Raw genomic sequence first — 17,727 nt, forward strand, 5'->3', positions numbered from 1 at the left:
TTTTTATAGGTTCACTGCGGCTTATTTATATTGATACTGCACAACAGTGGTATACATTCCCTCCCCTGCATATGTTTGAAAGCTCACAGTTCGCCCAAAATATGCCTCTAGGCGCTGCTTCACATTTTCAATGGCAATACCATGTCCTTGTCGTTTATGAATTGTTTCCTTTGTAAATGGGTTGGTTATGACGATAGTAACTTGATTTTGCAATATTTCAATCAGTACACTTATCGTACTCTTAGTTAAAAATTTTTCAACACCATGAAAAATACTATTTTCAAGTAAAGGTTGTAAAGTTAAGAGTGGAATTTGTACCTGCTTACACAATTCGGCATGTTCGATTTTCCATTCAACCTGTAAACGATCTCCCAAACGAATTTGCTCAATAGCCAAATAACGCTGACACAACTCAATTTCATCACTGAGCTTGACCAGTTTGAGTTCTTGGAAACTGGCTCTAAACAGACGCGATAGATTGAGCAACATCTGTTCGGCTTTATCTGGATCAATCGCGATCAAGCTAATCACATTATTTAAACTATTAAACAAAAAATGCGGGTGGATACGGGCTTGCATCGCCTGCACCCGTGCATTCAGCTCACTGTTTTGCTGCCTAAACCATTGCTCTCTTAGGTACAAATAACGAAAACAAAAGCTGCCTAACAACAAGCCATAACCCAAATGCAAAGCCACATCATTCCATAAGATGGCTGAAGTCAAACCTTTGAAACTAAAATTAGCTCCAAAGAAGATCAGTATATTAAGGCTGAGCGTGGTCACCAACACAATGATCTGCAATAGAAAAAAGCCTGACAATAAAGTCATACCCAGACCCAAATTCTGCAACTTTTTTTGTCCATATTGCATCAGCGCAGCAAAAGACAGTAAAACCCAATTGATGTAAAGCATATAACCGAGTACATGCTCAAACACCAAGTTTGACCAAGACTGCGCCTCGGCCAAAGCCAACAGCATGGCCAACAAATTTCCACCAACAAATAATTCCAACAAATGCGGCCATTGCACGATTTTGCTAAATAAATAAGAGATATTTGGCTTAGCCATACTGGAAGTTAAACTTTGCGCATCTTGAACTTCGGCAAGTTGTCTTGAATTTGTTATACTCATGCGAGTTCTACCGCTTTTTATCTTATTGAGCCGACATGACCACATCTTCTAATTCCTCAAATCCGTCACAAGCCCAAACTTCGGGTATGTGGGGCGGTCGTTTCTCTGAAGCTACTGATGCCTTTGTTGCTGAATTTACAGCATCTGTACAATTTGACCAACGCTTTTATAAACAAGATATTGCAGGTTCTATTGCTCATGCGACCATGCTTGCAAAAGTTGGCGTTCTGACTGAACAAGAACGCGATGACATCATCAATGGCTTAAACACCATTCAAGCTGAAATCGAAGCGGGTCAGTTCGAATGGCGTATTGACCTAGAAGATGTGCACATGAACATTGAGTCGCGTTTGACTCAACGGATTGGCATCACAGGTAAAAAGCTCCATACCGGTCGTAGCCGTAATGACCAAGTGGCAACCGATATTCGCCTCTATGTCCGCGATGAAATCGATGCCATTTTAGAATTACTAAAAAAATTACAAAAAGGTATTTTGAGTATTGCTGCGCAAAACACACATACCATTATGCCGGGCTTCACCCACTTACAAACGGCACAGCCCGTGACTTTTGGTCACCATCTGTTGGCATGGTTTGAAATGTTAGTACGTGACTCTGAGCGTCTCATTGACTGTCGTAAACGTACTAACCGTATGCCTTTAGGTTCAGCAGCACTTGCGGGTACCACTTACCCAATCGACCGCGCATTTACAGCAGAGTTACTGGGTTTTGAAGCTGTTTCTGAAAACTCACTCGATGCAGTATCTGACCGCGACTTTGGTATTGAATTCAATGCTGCGGCTTCTCTGATCATGATGCACTTATCACGCATGTCAGAAGAACTGATTCTGTGGACGTCTGCACAGTTTAAGTTCGTAAACATTCCGGACCGTTTCTGTACTGGCTCTTCAATCATGCCACAAAAGAAAAATCCAGATGTTCCAGAGTTAGTGCGCGGTAAAACAGGCCGTGTCTATGGCGACCTGATGAGCTTGTTAACACTGATGAAAGGTCAACCATTGGCGTATAACAAAGACAACCAAGAAGACAAGGAACCTTTGTTTGATGCGATTGATACCGTGCGTGGCTCGCTCATGGCTTTTGCAGACATGATTCCTGCTTTGGTGCCAAACATTGAAATCATGCGTGAAGCAGCACTGCGTGGTTTCTCAACCGCAACGGACTTGGCTGATTACCTTGTGAAAAATGGCGTGGCTTTCCGTGATGCACATGAAATTGTGGGTAAAGCCGTTGCTTTAGGTGTTCAAGAGTCAAAAGATCTTTCTGAATTAACTTTAGAACAACTTCAACAGTTTTCTGATTTAATTCAAGCGGATGTCTTTGAAAAAGCGCTGACCCTTGAAGCGTCAGTCAATGCACGTAACCACATTGGTGGAACTGCACCTGCGCAAGTAGAAGCTGCCATTGAACGTGCCCATGCACGTTTAGAAAAACTTTATGCTCAATAAGGACGTCTAGATATGACTCGACAAGTTTTTTGCCGTAAATATCAAACAGAAATGGAAGGTTTAGACTTTGCACCTTTCCCTGGTGCAAAAGGCCAAGAACTTTTTGAAAGCATCTCCAAGCAAGCTTGGGGAGAATGGTTAAAGCACCAAACCACTTTAATCAATGAAAAACGCTTAAATGTGTTTGAACCTGATGCGAAAAAGTTTCTTGAAGAACAACGTGAGAAGTTCTTTAACAATGATGAAAGCTTAGAAAAAGCAGAAGGCTTAAAGCCAGAGGCATGATAAAGCGGAGCACTGCTCCGCCACGCTGCAAGATGAAAAGCTATGCTTGGCGTGACCAATAGAGTATTGCTCTGAAAATTATCTAAAGTAAGCAAAGCACACAGTTTCACATTTGAAAAGCCCCAACATCGGGGCTTTTCTTTTTATTCATACAATGTTCTATCTAAGCACAGGTCTAACTAAACCCAAGATAGATGACATATTGATGACTCAATCAGAATATAGAACAGCTATTTGTATCTAAATAATTAAGTGTAAACATAGCGCTACATAACCATTGCAAAACTCAACATTACACTACAAGAACCTACATGACGCAGAAAAACATCTTTCCTATAATGGCATTCAAGGATAGAGGGAAACCTCTTATCTATAACGATAAATATCCCCGATTTTAGTCTCAGATTTCCCCCAAAGTCTGAGATTTTTTTTATCCGAAAATTAAGCAACCATTAAAAAGCACAACCGAAGTTGTGCTTGAAAAATAAGATACGCTTTTTTATTTTTGGATATGTTTTTCAACTTCTTCAAAACTGGTATGACGTACATCCAAACCTTTCACCATGTAAATCACTTGCTCAGAAATGTTACGCGCATGATCGCCAATACGCTCCAATGAACGTAATACCCACATCACATTAATCACACGGGCAATATGACGCGGGTCTTCAATCATATAAGTCATCAAAGTACGCGTTGCAGACTGATATTCACGGTCAATGTCAGCATCGGCCATCATCACACGTAGCGCTTGTTCTGCATCTAAGCGTGCAAAAGCGTCTAGGGCATCATGAATCATGACACGGACTTGGTTACCAATATGACGCGTTTCCATATAACCGCGAGGGGATTCACCGTCTTCACATAAGCTTTGCGCAATACGAGCAATTTTCGCCGCTTCATCACCAATACGCTCTAGGTCGGTATTGGCTTTCGACATCGCAATTACCATACGCAAATCAATCGCAGCAGGATGACGACGCGCCAAAATCAAGGTCAAGGCTTCATCAATTTCACGTTCGAGCTGATTCACCGCATTGTCTTTAAACTGAACATCGACCGCTAAGTTGGCATCGGTGTCGAGTAGCGCATGAATTGCATTTGCCACTTGTTGTTCTACCAAACCACCCATGGTCATAAATTTGGTGTTCACATCCTGCAAATCTTCATTGAACTGCGAAGAAATGTGATGGTTTAAAACAGGACTATTTGGCAAAGGACGTACTCCACAGCAACATCATGAGGGACTAAAGATTGAGCGATATTAAAGCATAGCAATTGTGAAGATTTGATGACAAGACCCTTTTATAAGCGTGCTTTGTCCACCAACCATGCATTCATTTCTTGAATATCTTGTTCAGTCAACTTACCCACAGATGCCTTTAAATGCAAGACATTGATCAGATAGTCATACTTAGCATTGACATAATCCTGCTTGGCCGAAAAGGCATTGCGTTGTGCCAGTAAAACATCAACCATGGTTTTTAAGCCTTCTTGATACTGCGCTTGTGAGGCACGAGAGACGAGGCTGGATGATTCCATGGCAGCTTTACGTGCTTGCAACTTGGCTTGGTCTGTTTCCACTTGTAAATAGGACTTTTTCACCTCTGTATTGGCTTTACGGATAGCGGCATCCAATTCGGCTTCAGATTTTTTGACGTTGACGGCAGCTTTTTGAATCGACTTCTTGGTTCTCCCTCCCGTATAGACATTCCAATTCATCTCAATACCAATCTGATCAAAGTTGCCTTTGGCCGACATAATATTATCAGGAGTCTGCTCACTATAACCATAGCTTCCTACGGCTTCAATTTGCGGATACAACGCAGCTTGTTCAACCCGTTTTTGATCTTCAGCATAGCGCTGTTGTAAGCGTGCCTGCTGAATGCCTAGGTTCTGTGCGAGAGCTAAATTAGTCCATGCTGAAAGTTCTGCAGGATAAGGCTTTTGAAACTGAAAGTCTTCACGCAGCACTGCCAAGTTTTCTTGATAAGGCCCGATAATTTGCGCCAGTTGTTCCTGCGCCAAGACTAGTTGTACATGCGTCGCAATACGGTTGGCCTGTGCGCTTTGGTATTGTGCATTGGCTTCACTCACATCACTTTTTGCCACCAAACCTTCTCTGAGTTTGGCATTCATCATATTCAGTTGCTCAAGTAGAGCCTGTTCTTCTTGTAAATTGGCTGCGGTTAAACTTTGTTGGCGCAGTACATTAAAATAGGCTTCCGTCACGTCTAAAATGTGTTGCTGCCGCTGTAGCTGTAAATTGACTTCACTTAAACTGAGGGAGGTCTTGACTTGTTTCAATCCTTCCCACGCATCCCAACGAAAAAGGGGTTGGCGCGCCGTAATCGCCACTTGTTTGGTGGTGGTCGTATCGGGCATGGAAAGAACCGAACTCACCTGCCCAATGGGTTGATTTTTTCGAGTCACATTACCAGACAGACTAATGGTTGGTAGTAAGTTACCTTGAGCAATGCCTAAATTGAGTTGATCTGCTTCATATTGGAGTAAATTGGCTTGCCAGTTAGGATCATTGACTTTGGTGCGTTGTAAAGCGTCGACCAAATCCAAGGCATGACTCCACGGCGCGAAAAACAACACACAGCTGGCTAGGACACATTTAATCTTCATTGTCTTTGGTCCACCTTTCCGCCTCACTGGCCTCGTTCTGAGCAATGCTATACTAAAACGAGTTGTCATTTTTTTCGTATATTTTTTATTGCACTGGTTACAATAGCGCGCACTAATCTGTTCATTATGAAGTAAATATTGAATAGTGTCATAGCCCGTTCAACAAACTCATTCACAATACTACACATTAAAAATTCCATTCCCCCTATAAAATGATCCACGGAGAAAAGGAGTTTCTCTACTGTGTTGTCGCTGAACTGAGTTTTTTGATCGAGTCGCTGTGAATCATTCTTCTTTATTTTCGCTTAAACCTTACGTACTGATTTTCATGTGCGCGCTGTTGGCTGCCTGTCAAAAACCTGAACCTGTCAGCTTTCAAGAGCCCGCACAAATTGAAGCGTCTTCAACTCAAACCTTAGACTTAACCGACTTGTGCCAAAAAATTGACAAAAACATGTCAGAAATAGGTGCGCAGCGTACGACTTTTGCTTTAGAGCAAATCAATCAAGATCTTAAGCTGTGTTTGCCTTTACTCGGTTTTCAACAACAAAAGCATTTATTGGGTTTATCCAATAAAATGTATCATGACTTTTTGTCGGTTGAACGTACGCCACAACAGCAGCGCGCTTTTGAAAGCTATGCCCTAGAAATGGCTCAACATCCGACCATTCAACAAAGTCTTTTTGAGCAACTCACCATTCGCGACCAATACCTCATCAAACACCAAGGGCAGTCTTATGTCGAGTTGTTTGATGCAGGCGAAGGACAAGTGCATTACCGCCGTAGCCCTGAGTATTTAGCCAAAATTTTTGCGCCATATCTACCTGTCGCAGAGCAAGAGTTTATTGAACATCTGGCAACACAGAATCAATATCCTGCTGTGATTGGAGGTCAGGTGAAAATTGACGCCAAAGAAATTGCGGATCGTGCGTTGTATTGGGAAAGCTATTTACAGCAATATCCAAAAAGTAGCTACCACCAAGATGCACGTCATCTGTTGAACCTATACAGCACCCTATTGTTTATCGGACTGGATACTCAACGCGTTTACGACGGCTATACCGTGCAAAGCAACTATTTGGAAGAAATTGAGCGTCTTGCCGCATTAAAAAATTCAATTGTGACGGATCAAGCGCGCTTATTTTTAAAGTTTGTGGCACTCAGCCCTGAACAAAGAGCGGCTCAAATCATCTTGCCTGCATCCGCTCACGCGCAGCGCCTCGGTGCAGATCAACTCTTACAAAGACAATTGGCGCATTTTATTCAACTACGTATGGTCCAACCCGATCAAGGCAAAGACTGCTTAAGCGATGCCATTTGCTTAGAACGTTGAACAGATATCCTTTCACACTTTGAATAAAAAGGTCGCTGTTTTTAACAACAGTGCATGTTAAGATGATGCATCGCTTGACGGAGCGCGAGTAATTGCTCGCTGAGATCAGCTAAGACTTTTCAATAAAGTTTTGAAGCTGAGTACCGTTGAACCTGATCAGGTTAAGACCTGCGTAGGAATCAAGCCATCTAAAAACTGAACGCCTTTCATTGAACTATTTCCAGTAGAAATACATCCGTTGCATTTGTACCACCAAATCAACAACACACAGAAATAGCTTTAATTGCCATCGTTTTTGGTCGTGCTTGATTCGTTGATGTCATTCATAAGGATCATTGCAATGAACCAGTTAACGAATCTTTCCGCTGAAATTTCAGCACAACATGAACAAGATGCCAAAGATCTCACCCGTATATTGCCTGCCTCTAAAAAAGTCTATATCCAAGGTTCGCGCCCAGACATTCAAGTCCCCATGCGTGAGATTGAACTGACCGAAACCCCAACAGGCTTAGGCGGTGAGTACAATCCACCAGTGATGGTATATGACACCTCGGGCGTGTATACCGATACCAATGTCAGTATTGATCTGAACAAAGGTCTACCGAATGTCCGCGAAAGCTGGATTGAAGAGCGCAACGATACCGAAATGTTAGACAGCCTCAGTTCAAGCTTTGGCCAAGAACGTTTACGGGATATTCGTACCGCTAATATCCGCTTTGCCCATATTCAAAAACCACGTCGGGCCAAAGCAGGCCTCAATGTCACGCAGATGCATTATGCCAAACAAGGTATTATTACTCCTGAAATGGAATACATCGCTATTCGTGAAAATCAGCGTCAACGTGAAGGAGTCGATGCACGTCAGCACGCGGGGCAAAACTTTGGTGCGCATAATTTGATGGAAATCACGCCTGAATTTGTGCGCAAAGAAGTGGCTGAAGGGCGCGCGATTATTCCTGCCAATATTAATCACCCTGAAATTGAACCCATGATCATTGGCCGAAACTTCTTGGTGAAAATCAATGCCAATATTGGTAACTCGGCTCTCGGCTCTTCAATCGATGAAGAAGTCGCAAAAATGACGTGGGCAACTCGTTGGGGTGCAGACACCATCATGGACCTCTCCACAGGGAAGAACATCCATGAAACCCGTGAGTGGATTATCCGTAACTCACCTGTCCCAATTGGGACTGTACCGATCTATCAAGCTTTAGAAAAAGTTGATGGGGTAGCGGAAGACCTCACATGGGAAATCTTCAAAGACACGCTGATCGAACAAGCGGAGCAAGGCGTGGATTATTTCACCATCCATGCGGGTGTCTTATTACGTTATGTCCCGATGACAGCAAATCGCCTCACCGGTATCGTGTCTCGTGGCGGTTCGATCATGGCACAGTGGTGTTTGGCCCATCATCAAGAAAACTTCCTCTATACACACTTTGATGAAATTTGCGAAATCATGAAGGCTTATGATGTGTCATTCAGCCTCGGCGATGGCCTACGTCCGGGGTGTATCCAAGATGCCAATGACGAAGCACAGTTCTCTGAATTACGCACTTTAGGTGAGTTGACCCATCGTGCATGGAAACATGATGTGCAAGTGATGATTGAAGGTCCAGGGCATGTGCCTATGCATATGATCAAAGAAAATATGGATCTACAACTTGAAGTCTGCCAAGAAGCGCCCTTCTACACTTTAGGGCCATTAACCACCGATATTGCACCAGGTTATGACCATATTACTTCTGCGATTGGTGCGGCGATGATTGGTTGGTATGGGACTGCTATGCTGTGTTATGTCACCCCTAAAGAACACTTGGGCCTGCCGAACAAGAAAGACGTCAAAGATGGCATCATCACCTATAAAATTGCAGCACATGCGGCAGATTTGGCCAAAGGTCATCCGGGTGCGCAAGTTCGTGACAATGCCCTGTCTAAAGCACGTTTTGAATTCCGCTGGGAAGATCAGTTTAATCTCAGTCTTGATCCAGACACGGCACGTAGCATGCATGATGAAACCATGCCGAAGGAGGCGCACAAATCTGCGCACTTCTGTTCGATGTGCGGTCCTAAGTTTTGCTCGATGAAAATCACCCAAAACGTGCGTGATTATGCACAAAACCAGCAAAACGCTACGCTGAATAAAATTCAGCAAGAAGAGGTCGAAAACGGTCTCAATAGCATGAAAAAACAATTCCATGCAACCGGACAAAACTTGTACCAAAAAGTGTAAGTTGATAAAAAACCTTTTGTAATCATGCGATTCTCAGTTAGGATGAAATGATAAATTTCATCCTGATTGCGCTTTATGAACATAATTAAGCAAGCTACATATCACCGTGAAGATGTCCAAATTGTAGACAGAGCCTTTGTTTTTCAGGGTTTTGTTCAAGTAGAAAAAGTAAATTTACGTCATCGCCTGTTTAATCAAACTGAGTACACCGCTGTGATTTCACGTGAGCTCATTCAGCGCCCTGAAGCTGCAGGTGTCTTAATTTATGATGATGCACAACAAAAATTTGCCTTGATTGAACAATTTCGTATTGGTGCTATGGATGACCAAGATTCAGCTTGGCAGCTGGAGATTATTGCGGGAGTACTCGATGGTGATGAATCACCTGAAAGCTGTATTCGCCGTGAAGCATTAGAAGAATCAGGCTGTCAGATTGAACACTTACAACATCTGTTTAGCTTTTATCCTTCTGCAGGTGCCTGTGCGGAACTGTTTCATCTGTATAGTGCTTCGGCCGATTTACCCGAACAGGGTGGTGTATTTGGTATGCCCGATGAAGGTGAAAATATTTTATTACACCTGATTGATTATGCGCAGATCGAGACATTACTTTCCAATGGTCGGCTCAGAAATGCGCCTGTCATAATGGCCTTGCAATGGCTACAACAACAGATTAAAACGACAAGGAATGTCTAAGGGGTCAGGCATGACTTTAAATAATGAAAAAAATTGGACCATTATCCAAATTTCAGATACGCACTTGATGGATCAAGATCATCTGGAATTTGTACGTATGAATCCAGAGCAAAGCTTTCATCATGTGATGCAACATATTGTTGAGCGTCACCCACAGCTGAATGCCATCGTCCATACGGGTGACTTGGCGCAAGTACCTGTGCCTCGAACCTATCAACGCTATTTAGACTTTATGCAGAGTTTAAAGACGCCGTTTTATCAGGTTCCGGGCAATCATGACAATGCCGAGCACTTCCCTTTTCATCAGCAACAAAACAAAGTTCATGTGATTCACTTCGGCCCTTGGAGTGTGGTTTTACTCAATAGTGCCGTCAAAGGTAAAATCGATGGCTGGGTCGATGAAACACAGTTGAACCAACTGGAACAGATCCTACAAGAATTTGCCCAGCAACACATTGTGATTGCCTGTCATCATCATCCTTTTGAAATGCAGTCAAAATGGATTGATCAACATAAACTCAAGAACACCCAAGACCTCACTGCGGTTCTAGCGAAATACCACAATGTCAAAATTGTGCTGTCGGGACATGTCCATCAAGAATCATGGCGTGAGTGGCATGGTATTCAGTTTTACTCGACGCCGTCTACCAGTGTCCAATTTAAGCCTTTAAGCGATCATTTCGCCTTAGATGAGCAAGCACCAGGTTATCGTATTTTACAATTAAACGCAGATGGCAGCCATGAAACCCACGTAGAACGTGTCTTACACGCACAGCAAAAAATAAATGTTGAAATTTCAGGTTATTAACTTTTCATTTTTATCGTTTTCAATTACCTTAGTTGCTCTTACGAAAAAGTGATCAATTTAATCCAAACATCAAAGACTATCAAAATACTTAAAAAGTCTATATGATGACGACCCCCGAGGGTGAATCTCCTCGAGGGTGGATAAAAACACTTGCATATCACCATATTTTTTGCGTATTAAAGATACGTATATGATGAGGATTGCCCTAAATGGCGAATGACAACCAAAATACTGTCTTAGACGAACAAACTGATGTTGTAGATGAAAAATCTACAAAACGTGTGCGCAAAACTAAGCCTAAAGCGACTGACGGTGGTTCTACTGCAAGCTTATTTGGTATTGAACCTTATCAGCCGAAAAAAAATGAAGAATACATGTCTGAAGGTCAGCTTGAGCACTTCCGCCAAATTTTGTTGGCATGGAAAGCAGAGTTGATGTCAGAAGTTGACCGCACACTCAACACCATGCAAGACGAAAACACCGCTTTGCCTGATGTGAATGACCGCGCGACACAAGAAGAAGAGTTTGCAATTGAATTACGTACACGTGACCGTGAACGTAAACTCATCCGCAAAATCGAGCAATCAATTGAAGCGATTAAAAACGATGACTATGGTTTCTGTGAAACCTGTGGTATCGAAATTGGTCTGCGCCGTTTAGAGGCTCGTCCAACTGCGACTTTATGTATTGACTGCAAAACACTGGCAGAAATCAAAGAGAAGCAAAATAACGGTTAACTGTGACTGTTGATAACTCTCCAGCCAAGCATCGCTTGGCTCTTGCGCAGCGGCGAAACGATGTTTCGCTGACTCGCTACTCAGGTCGGTTTGCGCCATCGCCAACCGGCCCTTTGCATTTTGGTTCACTCATCACAGCCGTTGCCAGTTATTGCGAAGCTAAAGCACATCAAGGCACATGGTTGGTTCGTATTGAAGATACCGATATCCCGCGTATTTACCCCGGCAGTGAAAGCCATATCTTGCATTGTATCGAGGCTTTCGGCTTTCAGCCCGATGCGGAGATCATATTCCAAAAAGATCGTCTCGACCTATATGAAGACGTGATTCAGCAACTGCATCAACTCAAACTGGTCTATGCCTGTCAGTGCACCCGCAAAATGCTCGGTTCTAACCACATTTATGCAGGCACCTGCCGTGACCTTGCTCTGCCTTTTGAGCAACAAGCCATTCGCGTCAAAGTAGAAGATGTCGAGATTTGTTTTGATGATGCTCTGCAAGGCCGACACTGCTCACAACTGGCACATGAGCTCGGTGACTTTGTACTGAAACGCCGCGATGGCATTATCAACTATCAATTAGCGGTAGTGGTAGATGACTACCTACAAGGCATCACCCATGTGGTTCGTGGTGCAGATCTATTGGATAATACCGAGCGCCAAATTTATTTAGGTCAGCTCCTAGATTACCCGCGCCTTAGCTATATGCATCTGCCTTTAGCTATGAATGATCAAGGGCAAAAGTTGTCTAAACAAAACATGGCACAGGCGCTGGATCTTAACCAAGCATCTACACTACTCGCTCAAGCGATACATGCTCTAAATCAGCCAACTGTTGAGCTAGACACCCCTGAACAAATGTTACAACAAGCCATTGCACAATGGGATGTTTCGCTGATTCCACACCGTACTACCCTGCATGGTACCTATTTATAGCAAAACCATCGCGGCAGAAATTCAACGCGAGGTATAGCGCTCAACGTTTCAATTGAAGCAAATTCAAAAAATTTAGACCATTACAGTCACATTCATCATAAAAGAATGATAGATAGATGTTCTGATGAGAAACACAATTTAGAAAGGAGTCAAACGCTATCCGCATAAAACGAAAAATGAGTTTCGTCTGCGGAAAGCGTGATGAAAGAAGAACCCGCTTAGAAGCTGGATTCTTCTTTGGTTGGATTGGCACTTTGTGTGGTTGCATCAATTTTCAAAATCAAACTGATCATCACTGCACACATAATCAGTGATGAACCGCCATAACTAATAAAAGGTAGCGTCAAACCTTTGGTTGGCAGCATCCCCATATTCATACCTGCGTTTACCAAAATTTGCAGTAAGAAAATAATCGATACCCCATAAGCCAAATAACCCGCACGCAGGTACTGATTTTTCAGCGCACGATGACCCACTTTGATACAGCACAGCAACATGGTAAAGGACAGAATCAAGACCGTAGTGATGCCGAAAAAGCCAAACTCTTCGCCTAAAATGGCCAACATAAAGTCGGTATGCGCTTCAGGCAAGTAGGCCATTTTCTGTACACTGTGGCCAATTCCTACACCAAACCATTCACCACGCCCAAAGGCCATCAAGGCATTGGAAAGCTGGTAACCAGTGCCTAGCGGATCTTCCCAAGGGTTTGAGAAAGACATTAGACGTTCAAAACGGTAAGGCTCAAATACAATCAGAAAGACAAAGGCCGCAAAAATTGCACCAAAAGCCATACCAAACTGAATCAACGGCGCGCCAGCAAGGAAGAAGATACCGAGCATCATCAAACTAATCACCACGGTTGCCCCCAAGTCGGGCTCCGCGATAATCAAACCCACCGTCAACAGCATAATAATACCGAGACGAATCAAGCCTTTGATATTATTTCTTACTTCTTCGGCACGGCGTACCACATAGTCGGCTGTGAAAATCGCCATCATCACTTTGGCAACCTCAGAAGCCTGCAAGGTGAAGCCCGCAACACGAATCCAGCGGGTCGAACCATTGACCTCCGTACCGACGACCAACACAGCGGCCAGCAGTAAAATGGTCAAAATCCACAGCGGAAAGGTGTTATTGAACCAAACATTGAGCGGAACTCGGTATACCGCATAGGCCAAAACGCCAGCCACCGCAATTGAAATCCCGTGACGAAGGACATAGTGAAATGAATTCTCATGAAGGCGTTCAGCATAAGGCATCGACGCAGATGCAACCATGATCGAACCTAAACACAACAACGCAACGACGCAGAAGATCAACACATTACGTGGTGTCACTTCGCTGGGTACACGCGGCGCCCAACGGCTATAAAACTGATTCATTTTATTGATCGTTGTCTGAGCAAACTCAGCCATCTCAATTTCCTTATTATTTTTAGTGGAGTTCTTGCACACAAGCGACAAACTGATGTCCGCGCTGTGGGTAACCACTGAACATATCAAAACTTGCACATGCAGGTGACAATAACACGACATCATGGGCTTGGGTATTGGCTTGGCAAAGTGCAACCGCCTGCTCTAAAGTCTTAGCATGCAGTAAGGTCGTTGTTCCTGCCACGGCTTTTTCAATCAACGCCGCATCTTCACCAATCAACACAGCCACCTTCACGTATTTGCTCAAAGCCTCACGTAAAGTGCTAAAGTCTTGCCCTTTGCCTTGACCACCTAAAATGATCGCGACTTTGCCGCCTTTGGCTTCAATCGCAGCACCTAGACCATCAATCGCAGCCAGTGTTGCGCCGACGTTGGTGCCCTTAGAGTCATTATAGTAACGAACACCCTCAACGTCTTTCACAAACTCACAGCGATGCTCTAAGCCTTTAAAGCTTTTCAGTGTTTCCAACATCGACTCAAGTGGAAGATTGATTGCCTCACCCAAAGCCAAGCAGGCCAATGCATTGACCACATTGTGTGTGCCTTGAATATACATCTCTGCACTGTTCAATAAACGTGTGCGGCCACGAGCCAACCAGATCGTACCGTCGTCATCTCTTAATACACCGTACTGATTCATATCAGGCGCATTTAAACCAAAGCTTTGCATTGGCGTAGCATCAGGGACCAAAGGACGAGTAAGTGAGTCATCACGGTTATGAACGACTTTTTTCACACCTTGGAAAATGCGATGCTTCGCGGTGTGATAGCCCATCATATCGCCATGACGGTCAAGATGGTCTTCACTCATATTCAGCACCACCGCAACTTCAGCTTGTAAATTTGAAGTGGTTTCTAACTGAAAGCTGGATAGTTCTAAAATGTATAAATCTGGCTCATCTTTGGTTAAATCCAACGCTGGGCGACCAAGGTTCCCGCCTACCGCGACTTTCACGCCTGCATGTTCAGCCATCAGACCAATCAAGGTTGTCACGGTACTTTTTGCATTCGACCCAGTAATGGCCATAATTGGCTTATCTGTTGCACGGCGTAGGATTTGAATTTCACTCACCACGGGAATGCCTTTGGCAATCGCAGCTTGAATTTCAGGTAATTTCGGATCGAGCCCAGGGCTAATAATGATTTCTTCAGCAGACAACAACAGTTCTGCATCAAACTGACCAAAACTGGTTTGTACCTCTGCTGGAATTTGGTCATGACCAGGCGGGGTCGATCGAGAGTCTGTTACTGCAACGCGGTAGCCTTGGTTATGTAAAAAATTGACCGCTGCAACACCAGAAATGCCGAGCCCTGCAACGACCTTAAGTCCACCACGTTGTATTAACATTTTCGCCCCATGCTTGGTCTGAGATTTATCTGCGGAAATGTTAGCACTTTGCTGTTTTGAATGCTTTTTCTGTTTTGACTTTCCTGCACTTTTTTTGTGTCAGTGCGTAAAAAAGCCGTCCCTCTTGGACGGCTTTTTTATTTGTGAGCAAAAATCGTTTTATTTCCACTTCACCGCTTGAACTTCAGGCTTTTTCGCATTGCTGTCTTCTGTTGCTGGGCAGGCACAGTTTCCGCCACACCCGCCAGCCATTGACGGCTTTAACCACATCGCTAAACGGGTCCAACCGCGAGCCTCACACAGCGCAGACAAAGACATGAAAACTGAACCCGATGTCTTAGGAAATACTTTCTTAAATACCACCACTGCACTCCAGATCACTAGAGCAGCAACAATTAGAATTTCAATCATCTCAATCTCCTCGCCTATTTACGCCGATTAGCCCAAATAGTGCGTTGCAATTTGATAGGTCAGGAATGACATTAAATAAGCCAAACCAAACAAGTAAATGGTCATAAAACTCACAGTTTTCCATGAACCTGTTTCACGTTTGACCGTCGCTAAAGTAGCCAAACAGTGCGGTGCATAAATAAACCACACCAATAAAGACAGACCAGTCGCCACCGACCAGCCGAGTTCACCGCCACTACTGATCAGTGAAGCCAAACCTTGTGACATGGCATCTTCATCGACAGCGGATAAGGCATATACCGTACCTAAAGCTGCCACCACCACTTCACGAGCAGCCATTGCAGGAATCAAGGCAATACAAATCTGCCAGTTGAATCCCAGCGGTGCAAAAATTGGTTGCAGTAAATGACCGAGCATACCGGCAAATGAATAATCAATTTCAGGTAAAGTCGCGCCTTCAGGAGCTTGCGGGAAGGTACATAAGAACCACAGCAAAATAGACAACGCGAAAATGATGCCACCCACGCGACGCAAGAAGATCTTGGCACGATCAAGTAAACCAATCCAAATATTCTTTAAGTCAGGGAAACGATAGCTTGGCAACTCCATCATCAACATATGTTGTGACTTATCTTTATGGAAGAATTTCAGAACGAAAGATACACACAGTGCACTGACAATCCCGGCCATATATAAAGCAAACAACACTAAACCTTGCAGATTAAAAATCCCCCAAACAGTTTGTTCAGGAATAAAAGCAGCAATTAACAAGGCATATACAGGTAAACGTGCAGAACACGTCATTAACGGTGCCACAAAAATCGTGGTCAAACGGTCACGCGGATCACTAATGGTACGCGATGCCATAATGCCTGGAATTGCACAGGCAAAGCTAGACAACAATGGAATAAAGGCACGCCCAGAAAGACCTGCCTTAAACATCAGCTTATCCAGTAAAAACGCGGCACGCGGTAAATAACCCGACTCTTCCAATACCAAGATAAAGAAGAACAGAATTAAAATCTGCGGCAAGAACACCACGACACCGCCCGCACCCGCAATAATCCCGTCCACCACCAAACTGTTAAGTAAAGGGTGGCTAATGGACCCACCGATGGTTTCACCTAGCCAACCAAAGAAGGTTTCAATCCCATCCATAAACGGCGCTGCCCAAGCAAAAACGGCTTGGAAGACAATAAACATCATGACTGCAAGGCTAACTAAACCCAAAACTGGATGTAGGAAAATCTTATCTAGAAAATCAGTTCGCTTGTCTTCTTCATCGACGTACTGCACAGCGTCATGTAATAAATTTTCTACTTTCTCATGTGCAGTGTCGCCTTTTAAACCCGTCAGCTCGGTATAAGGCACGGCATATTTGCCCTGCTCTAAAGCGCTAAGCAGGCTTTCAATACCCGAATTACGCACCGCAACCGTTTCAACGATCGGCACACCCAAGCGCTCAGAAAGCTTTTGGGTATTGATTTGCATGCCACGGCGACGTGCTTCATCCATCATGTTTAAAACGATTAACATTGGACGACCCAATGCAATCAGTTCAATCACTAAACCGAGATGAAGTTTGAGGTTGGTTGCATCAACCACACATAAGAAAGCATCTTGCTGACCTTCGTCTGCAATTTTCCCCATCACCACGTCACGGGTAATCATTTCATCAGGACTGGTCGCATCTAAGCTATACGTCCCTGGCAAGTCCAGCACGCGAACTGCTTGACCTGAAGGAAGAGTAAATTGACCAACTTTACGCTCAACCGTAACACCCGCATAGTTACCTACTTTTTGGCGCGTTCCAGTGAGATGGTTAAATAACGAAGTTTTACCGCAGTTTGGATTACCTACAAGGGCAACACGCAAGGCATCACTCATCTAGGTGCTCCTTCGACTTGAATTTCAATTTTTTCAGCTTCAACTTTTCTTAAGGCGAAACGTGTAAAACCCACTTGGATTAAAATTGGATCGCCACCAAAAACACCTTTGGTAATCACCTGTACTTTTGTACCTGCGACAAAGCCTAATGTTTCAAGACGACTAGCCACCAAATCAGTCTGAGCTTCGCCATCCAAAGTATGATTCACTTTGTTAATGATGGCAGTTTGTTTGACTTTTAAATCAGATAAACGCACCGCATCCAACCCTTTAATATTTTGAACAGTATACAAACAAATGAGAATAATTACCAAATCAGATTCGATAATGATTCGCATCTGTTATAACACATCGACAAGCGAGAATGATTACACTACATTGAATAAA

General features: G+C 43.7%; 16 protein-coding genes and 1 riboswitch. Of the genes, 8 read left to right on the forward strand and 8 right to left on the reverse strand.

Going from position 1 to position 17,727, the window contains the following annotated elements:
- Positions 1-21 precede the first annotated feature (21 nt).
- Complete coding sequence (locus AXW61_RS05990; RefSeq protein ID WP_062033250.1) at positions 22-1,176, reverse strand: histidine kinase; 1,155 nt, start codon at positions 1,174-1,176, stop codon at positions 22-24.
- On the opposite strand from AXW61_RS05990, the gene argH reads away from it, so the two are divergent.
- Together argH and AXW61_RS06000 are read left to right on the forward strand one after the other, a co-directional pair.
- Positions 1,167-2,600 (forward strand): argininosuccinate lyase, encoded by a 1,434-nt coding sequence (gene argH, locus AXW61_RS05995; protein ID WP_058868743.1) that lies wholly within the window; start codon positions 1,167-1,169, stop codon positions 2,598-2,600. The genes AXW61_RS05990 and argH overlap by 10 nt on opposite strands.
- A gap of 12 nt (positions 2,601-2,612) precedes the next feature.
- Complete coding sequence (locus tag AXW61_RS06000) at positions 2,613-2,885, forward strand: oxidative damage protection protein (protein WP_004978611.1); 273 nt, start codon at positions 2,613-2,615, stop codon at positions 2,883-2,885.
- Positions 2,886-3,384: 499 nt separating this feature from the next.
- Here AXW61_RS06000 and phoU read toward each other — a convergent pair whose 3' ends face one another.
- Positions 3,385-4,101 carry a phosphate signaling complex protein PhoU gene (phoU, locus tag AXW61_RS06005; RefSeq protein ID WP_004692799.1) on the reverse strand — a complete coding sequence of 239 codons (717 nt, stop codon included), beginning with the start codon at positions 4,099-4,101 and terminating at the stop codon, positions 3,385-3,387.
- A gap of 89 nt (positions 4,102-4,190) precedes the next feature.
- Positions 4,191-5,519, reverse strand: coding sequence for a TolC family outer membrane protein (locus tag AXW61_RS06010; RefSeq protein ID WP_062033253.1), 1,329 nt, complete (start codon positions 5,517-5,519; stop codon positions 4,191-4,193).
- Between the two features lie 280 nt (positions 5,520-5,799).
- Between AXW61_RS06010 and AXW61_RS06015 the strand changes: the two genes are divergently transcribed.
- The 6 genes from AXW61_RS06015 to gluQRS all read left to right on the forward strand — a co-directional run bounded on the left by AXW61_RS06015 (position 5,800) and on the right by gluQRS (position 12,261).
- Positions 5,800-6,852: a hypothetical protein gene (locus AXW61_RS06015; protein WP_205630084.1), complete on the forward strand. Its 1,053-nt coding sequence runs from the start codon at positions 5,800-5,802 to the stop codon at positions 6,850-6,852.
- 68 nt (positions 6,853-6,920) lie between these two features.
- A riboswitch (TPP riboswitch) is annotated at positions 6,921-7,048 on the forward strand.
- 144 nt (positions 7,049-7,192) lie between these two features.
- Positions 7,193-9,085, forward strand: coding sequence for a phosphomethylpyrimidine synthase ThiC (gene thiC, locus AXW61_RS06020; RefSeq protein WP_062033258.1), 1,893 nt, complete (start codon positions 7,193-7,195; stop codon positions 9,083-9,085).
- A gap of 75 nt (positions 9,086-9,160) precedes the next feature.
- Complete coding sequence (locus AXW61_RS06025; RefSeq protein WP_062033261.1) at positions 9,161-9,781, forward strand: NUDIX domain-containing protein; 621 nt, start codon at positions 9,161-9,163, stop codon at positions 9,779-9,781.
- Positions 9,782-9,791: 10 nt separating this feature from the next.
- The gene (cpdA, locus tag AXW61_RS06030) at positions 9,792-10,589 is read left to right on the forward strand and encodes a 3',5'-cyclic-AMP phosphodiesterase (protein ID WP_062033264.1); all 798 of its coding nucleotides are present in this window, start codon (positions 9,792-9,794) and stop codon (positions 10,587-10,589) included.
- Between the two features lie 209 nt (positions 10,590-10,798).
- Entirely contained in the window at positions 10,799-11,326 is a 528-nt protein-coding gene (gene dksA / locus AXW61_RS06035; protein WP_004692816.1) for an RNA polymerase-binding protein DksA, read from the forward strand.
- Positions 11,327-11,328: 2 nt separating this feature from the next.
- Positions 11,329-12,261 carry a tRNA glutamyl-Q(34) synthetase GluQRS gene (gluQRS, locus tag AXW61_RS06040; RefSeq protein WP_062033266.1) on the forward strand — a complete coding sequence of 311 codons (933 nt, stop codon included), beginning with the start codon at positions 11,329-11,331 and terminating at the stop codon, positions 12,259-12,261.
- Between the two features lie 218 nt (positions 12,262-12,479).
- On the opposite strand, the gene ftsW is transcribed toward gluQRS, so the two are convergent.
- From ftsW to AXW61_RS06065, 5 genes are all read right to left on the reverse strand, one after another.
- A complete protein-coding gene (gene ftsW, locus AXW61_RS06045) occupies positions 12,480-13,676 on the reverse strand; it encodes a putative lipid II flippase FtsW (RefSeq protein WP_062033269.1) in 1,197 nt (398 codons plus the stop codon).
- Between the two features lie 19 nt (positions 13,677-13,695).
- Positions 13,696-15,042: a UDP-N-acetylmuramoyl-L-alanine--D-glutamate ligase gene (gene murD / locus AXW61_RS06050; RefSeq protein WP_062033272.1), complete on the reverse strand. Its 1,347-nt coding sequence runs from the start codon at positions 15,040-15,042 to the stop codon at positions 13,696-13,698.
- Between the two features lie 159 nt (positions 15,043-15,201).
- Positions 15,202-15,453, reverse strand: coding sequence for a DUF6587 family protein (locus AXW61_RS06055; protein WP_062033275.1), 252 nt, complete (start codon positions 15,451-15,453; stop codon positions 15,202-15,204).
- Positions 15,454-15,480: 27 nt separating this feature from the next.
- A complete protein-coding gene (locus AXW61_RS06060) occupies positions 15,481-17,340 on the reverse strand; it encodes a ferrous iron transporter B (RefSeq protein WP_062033278.1) in 1,860 nt (619 codons plus the stop codon).
- A complete protein-coding gene (locus AXW61_RS06065; protein WP_010325703.1) occupies positions 17,337-17,597 on the reverse strand; it encodes a FeoA family protein in 261 nt (86 codons plus the stop codon). Before AXW61_RS06065 ends, AXW61_RS06060 begins: the two co-directional genes overlap by 4 nt.
- Positions 17,598-17,727 lie beyond the last annotated feature (130 nt).

Origin of the sequence: Acinetobacter sp. BMW17 (genome assembly GCF_001592855.1) — a bacterium.
Lineage (GTDB): Bacteria > Pseudomonadota > Gammaproteobacteria > Pseudomonadales > Moraxellaceae > Acinetobacter > Acinetobacter johnsonii.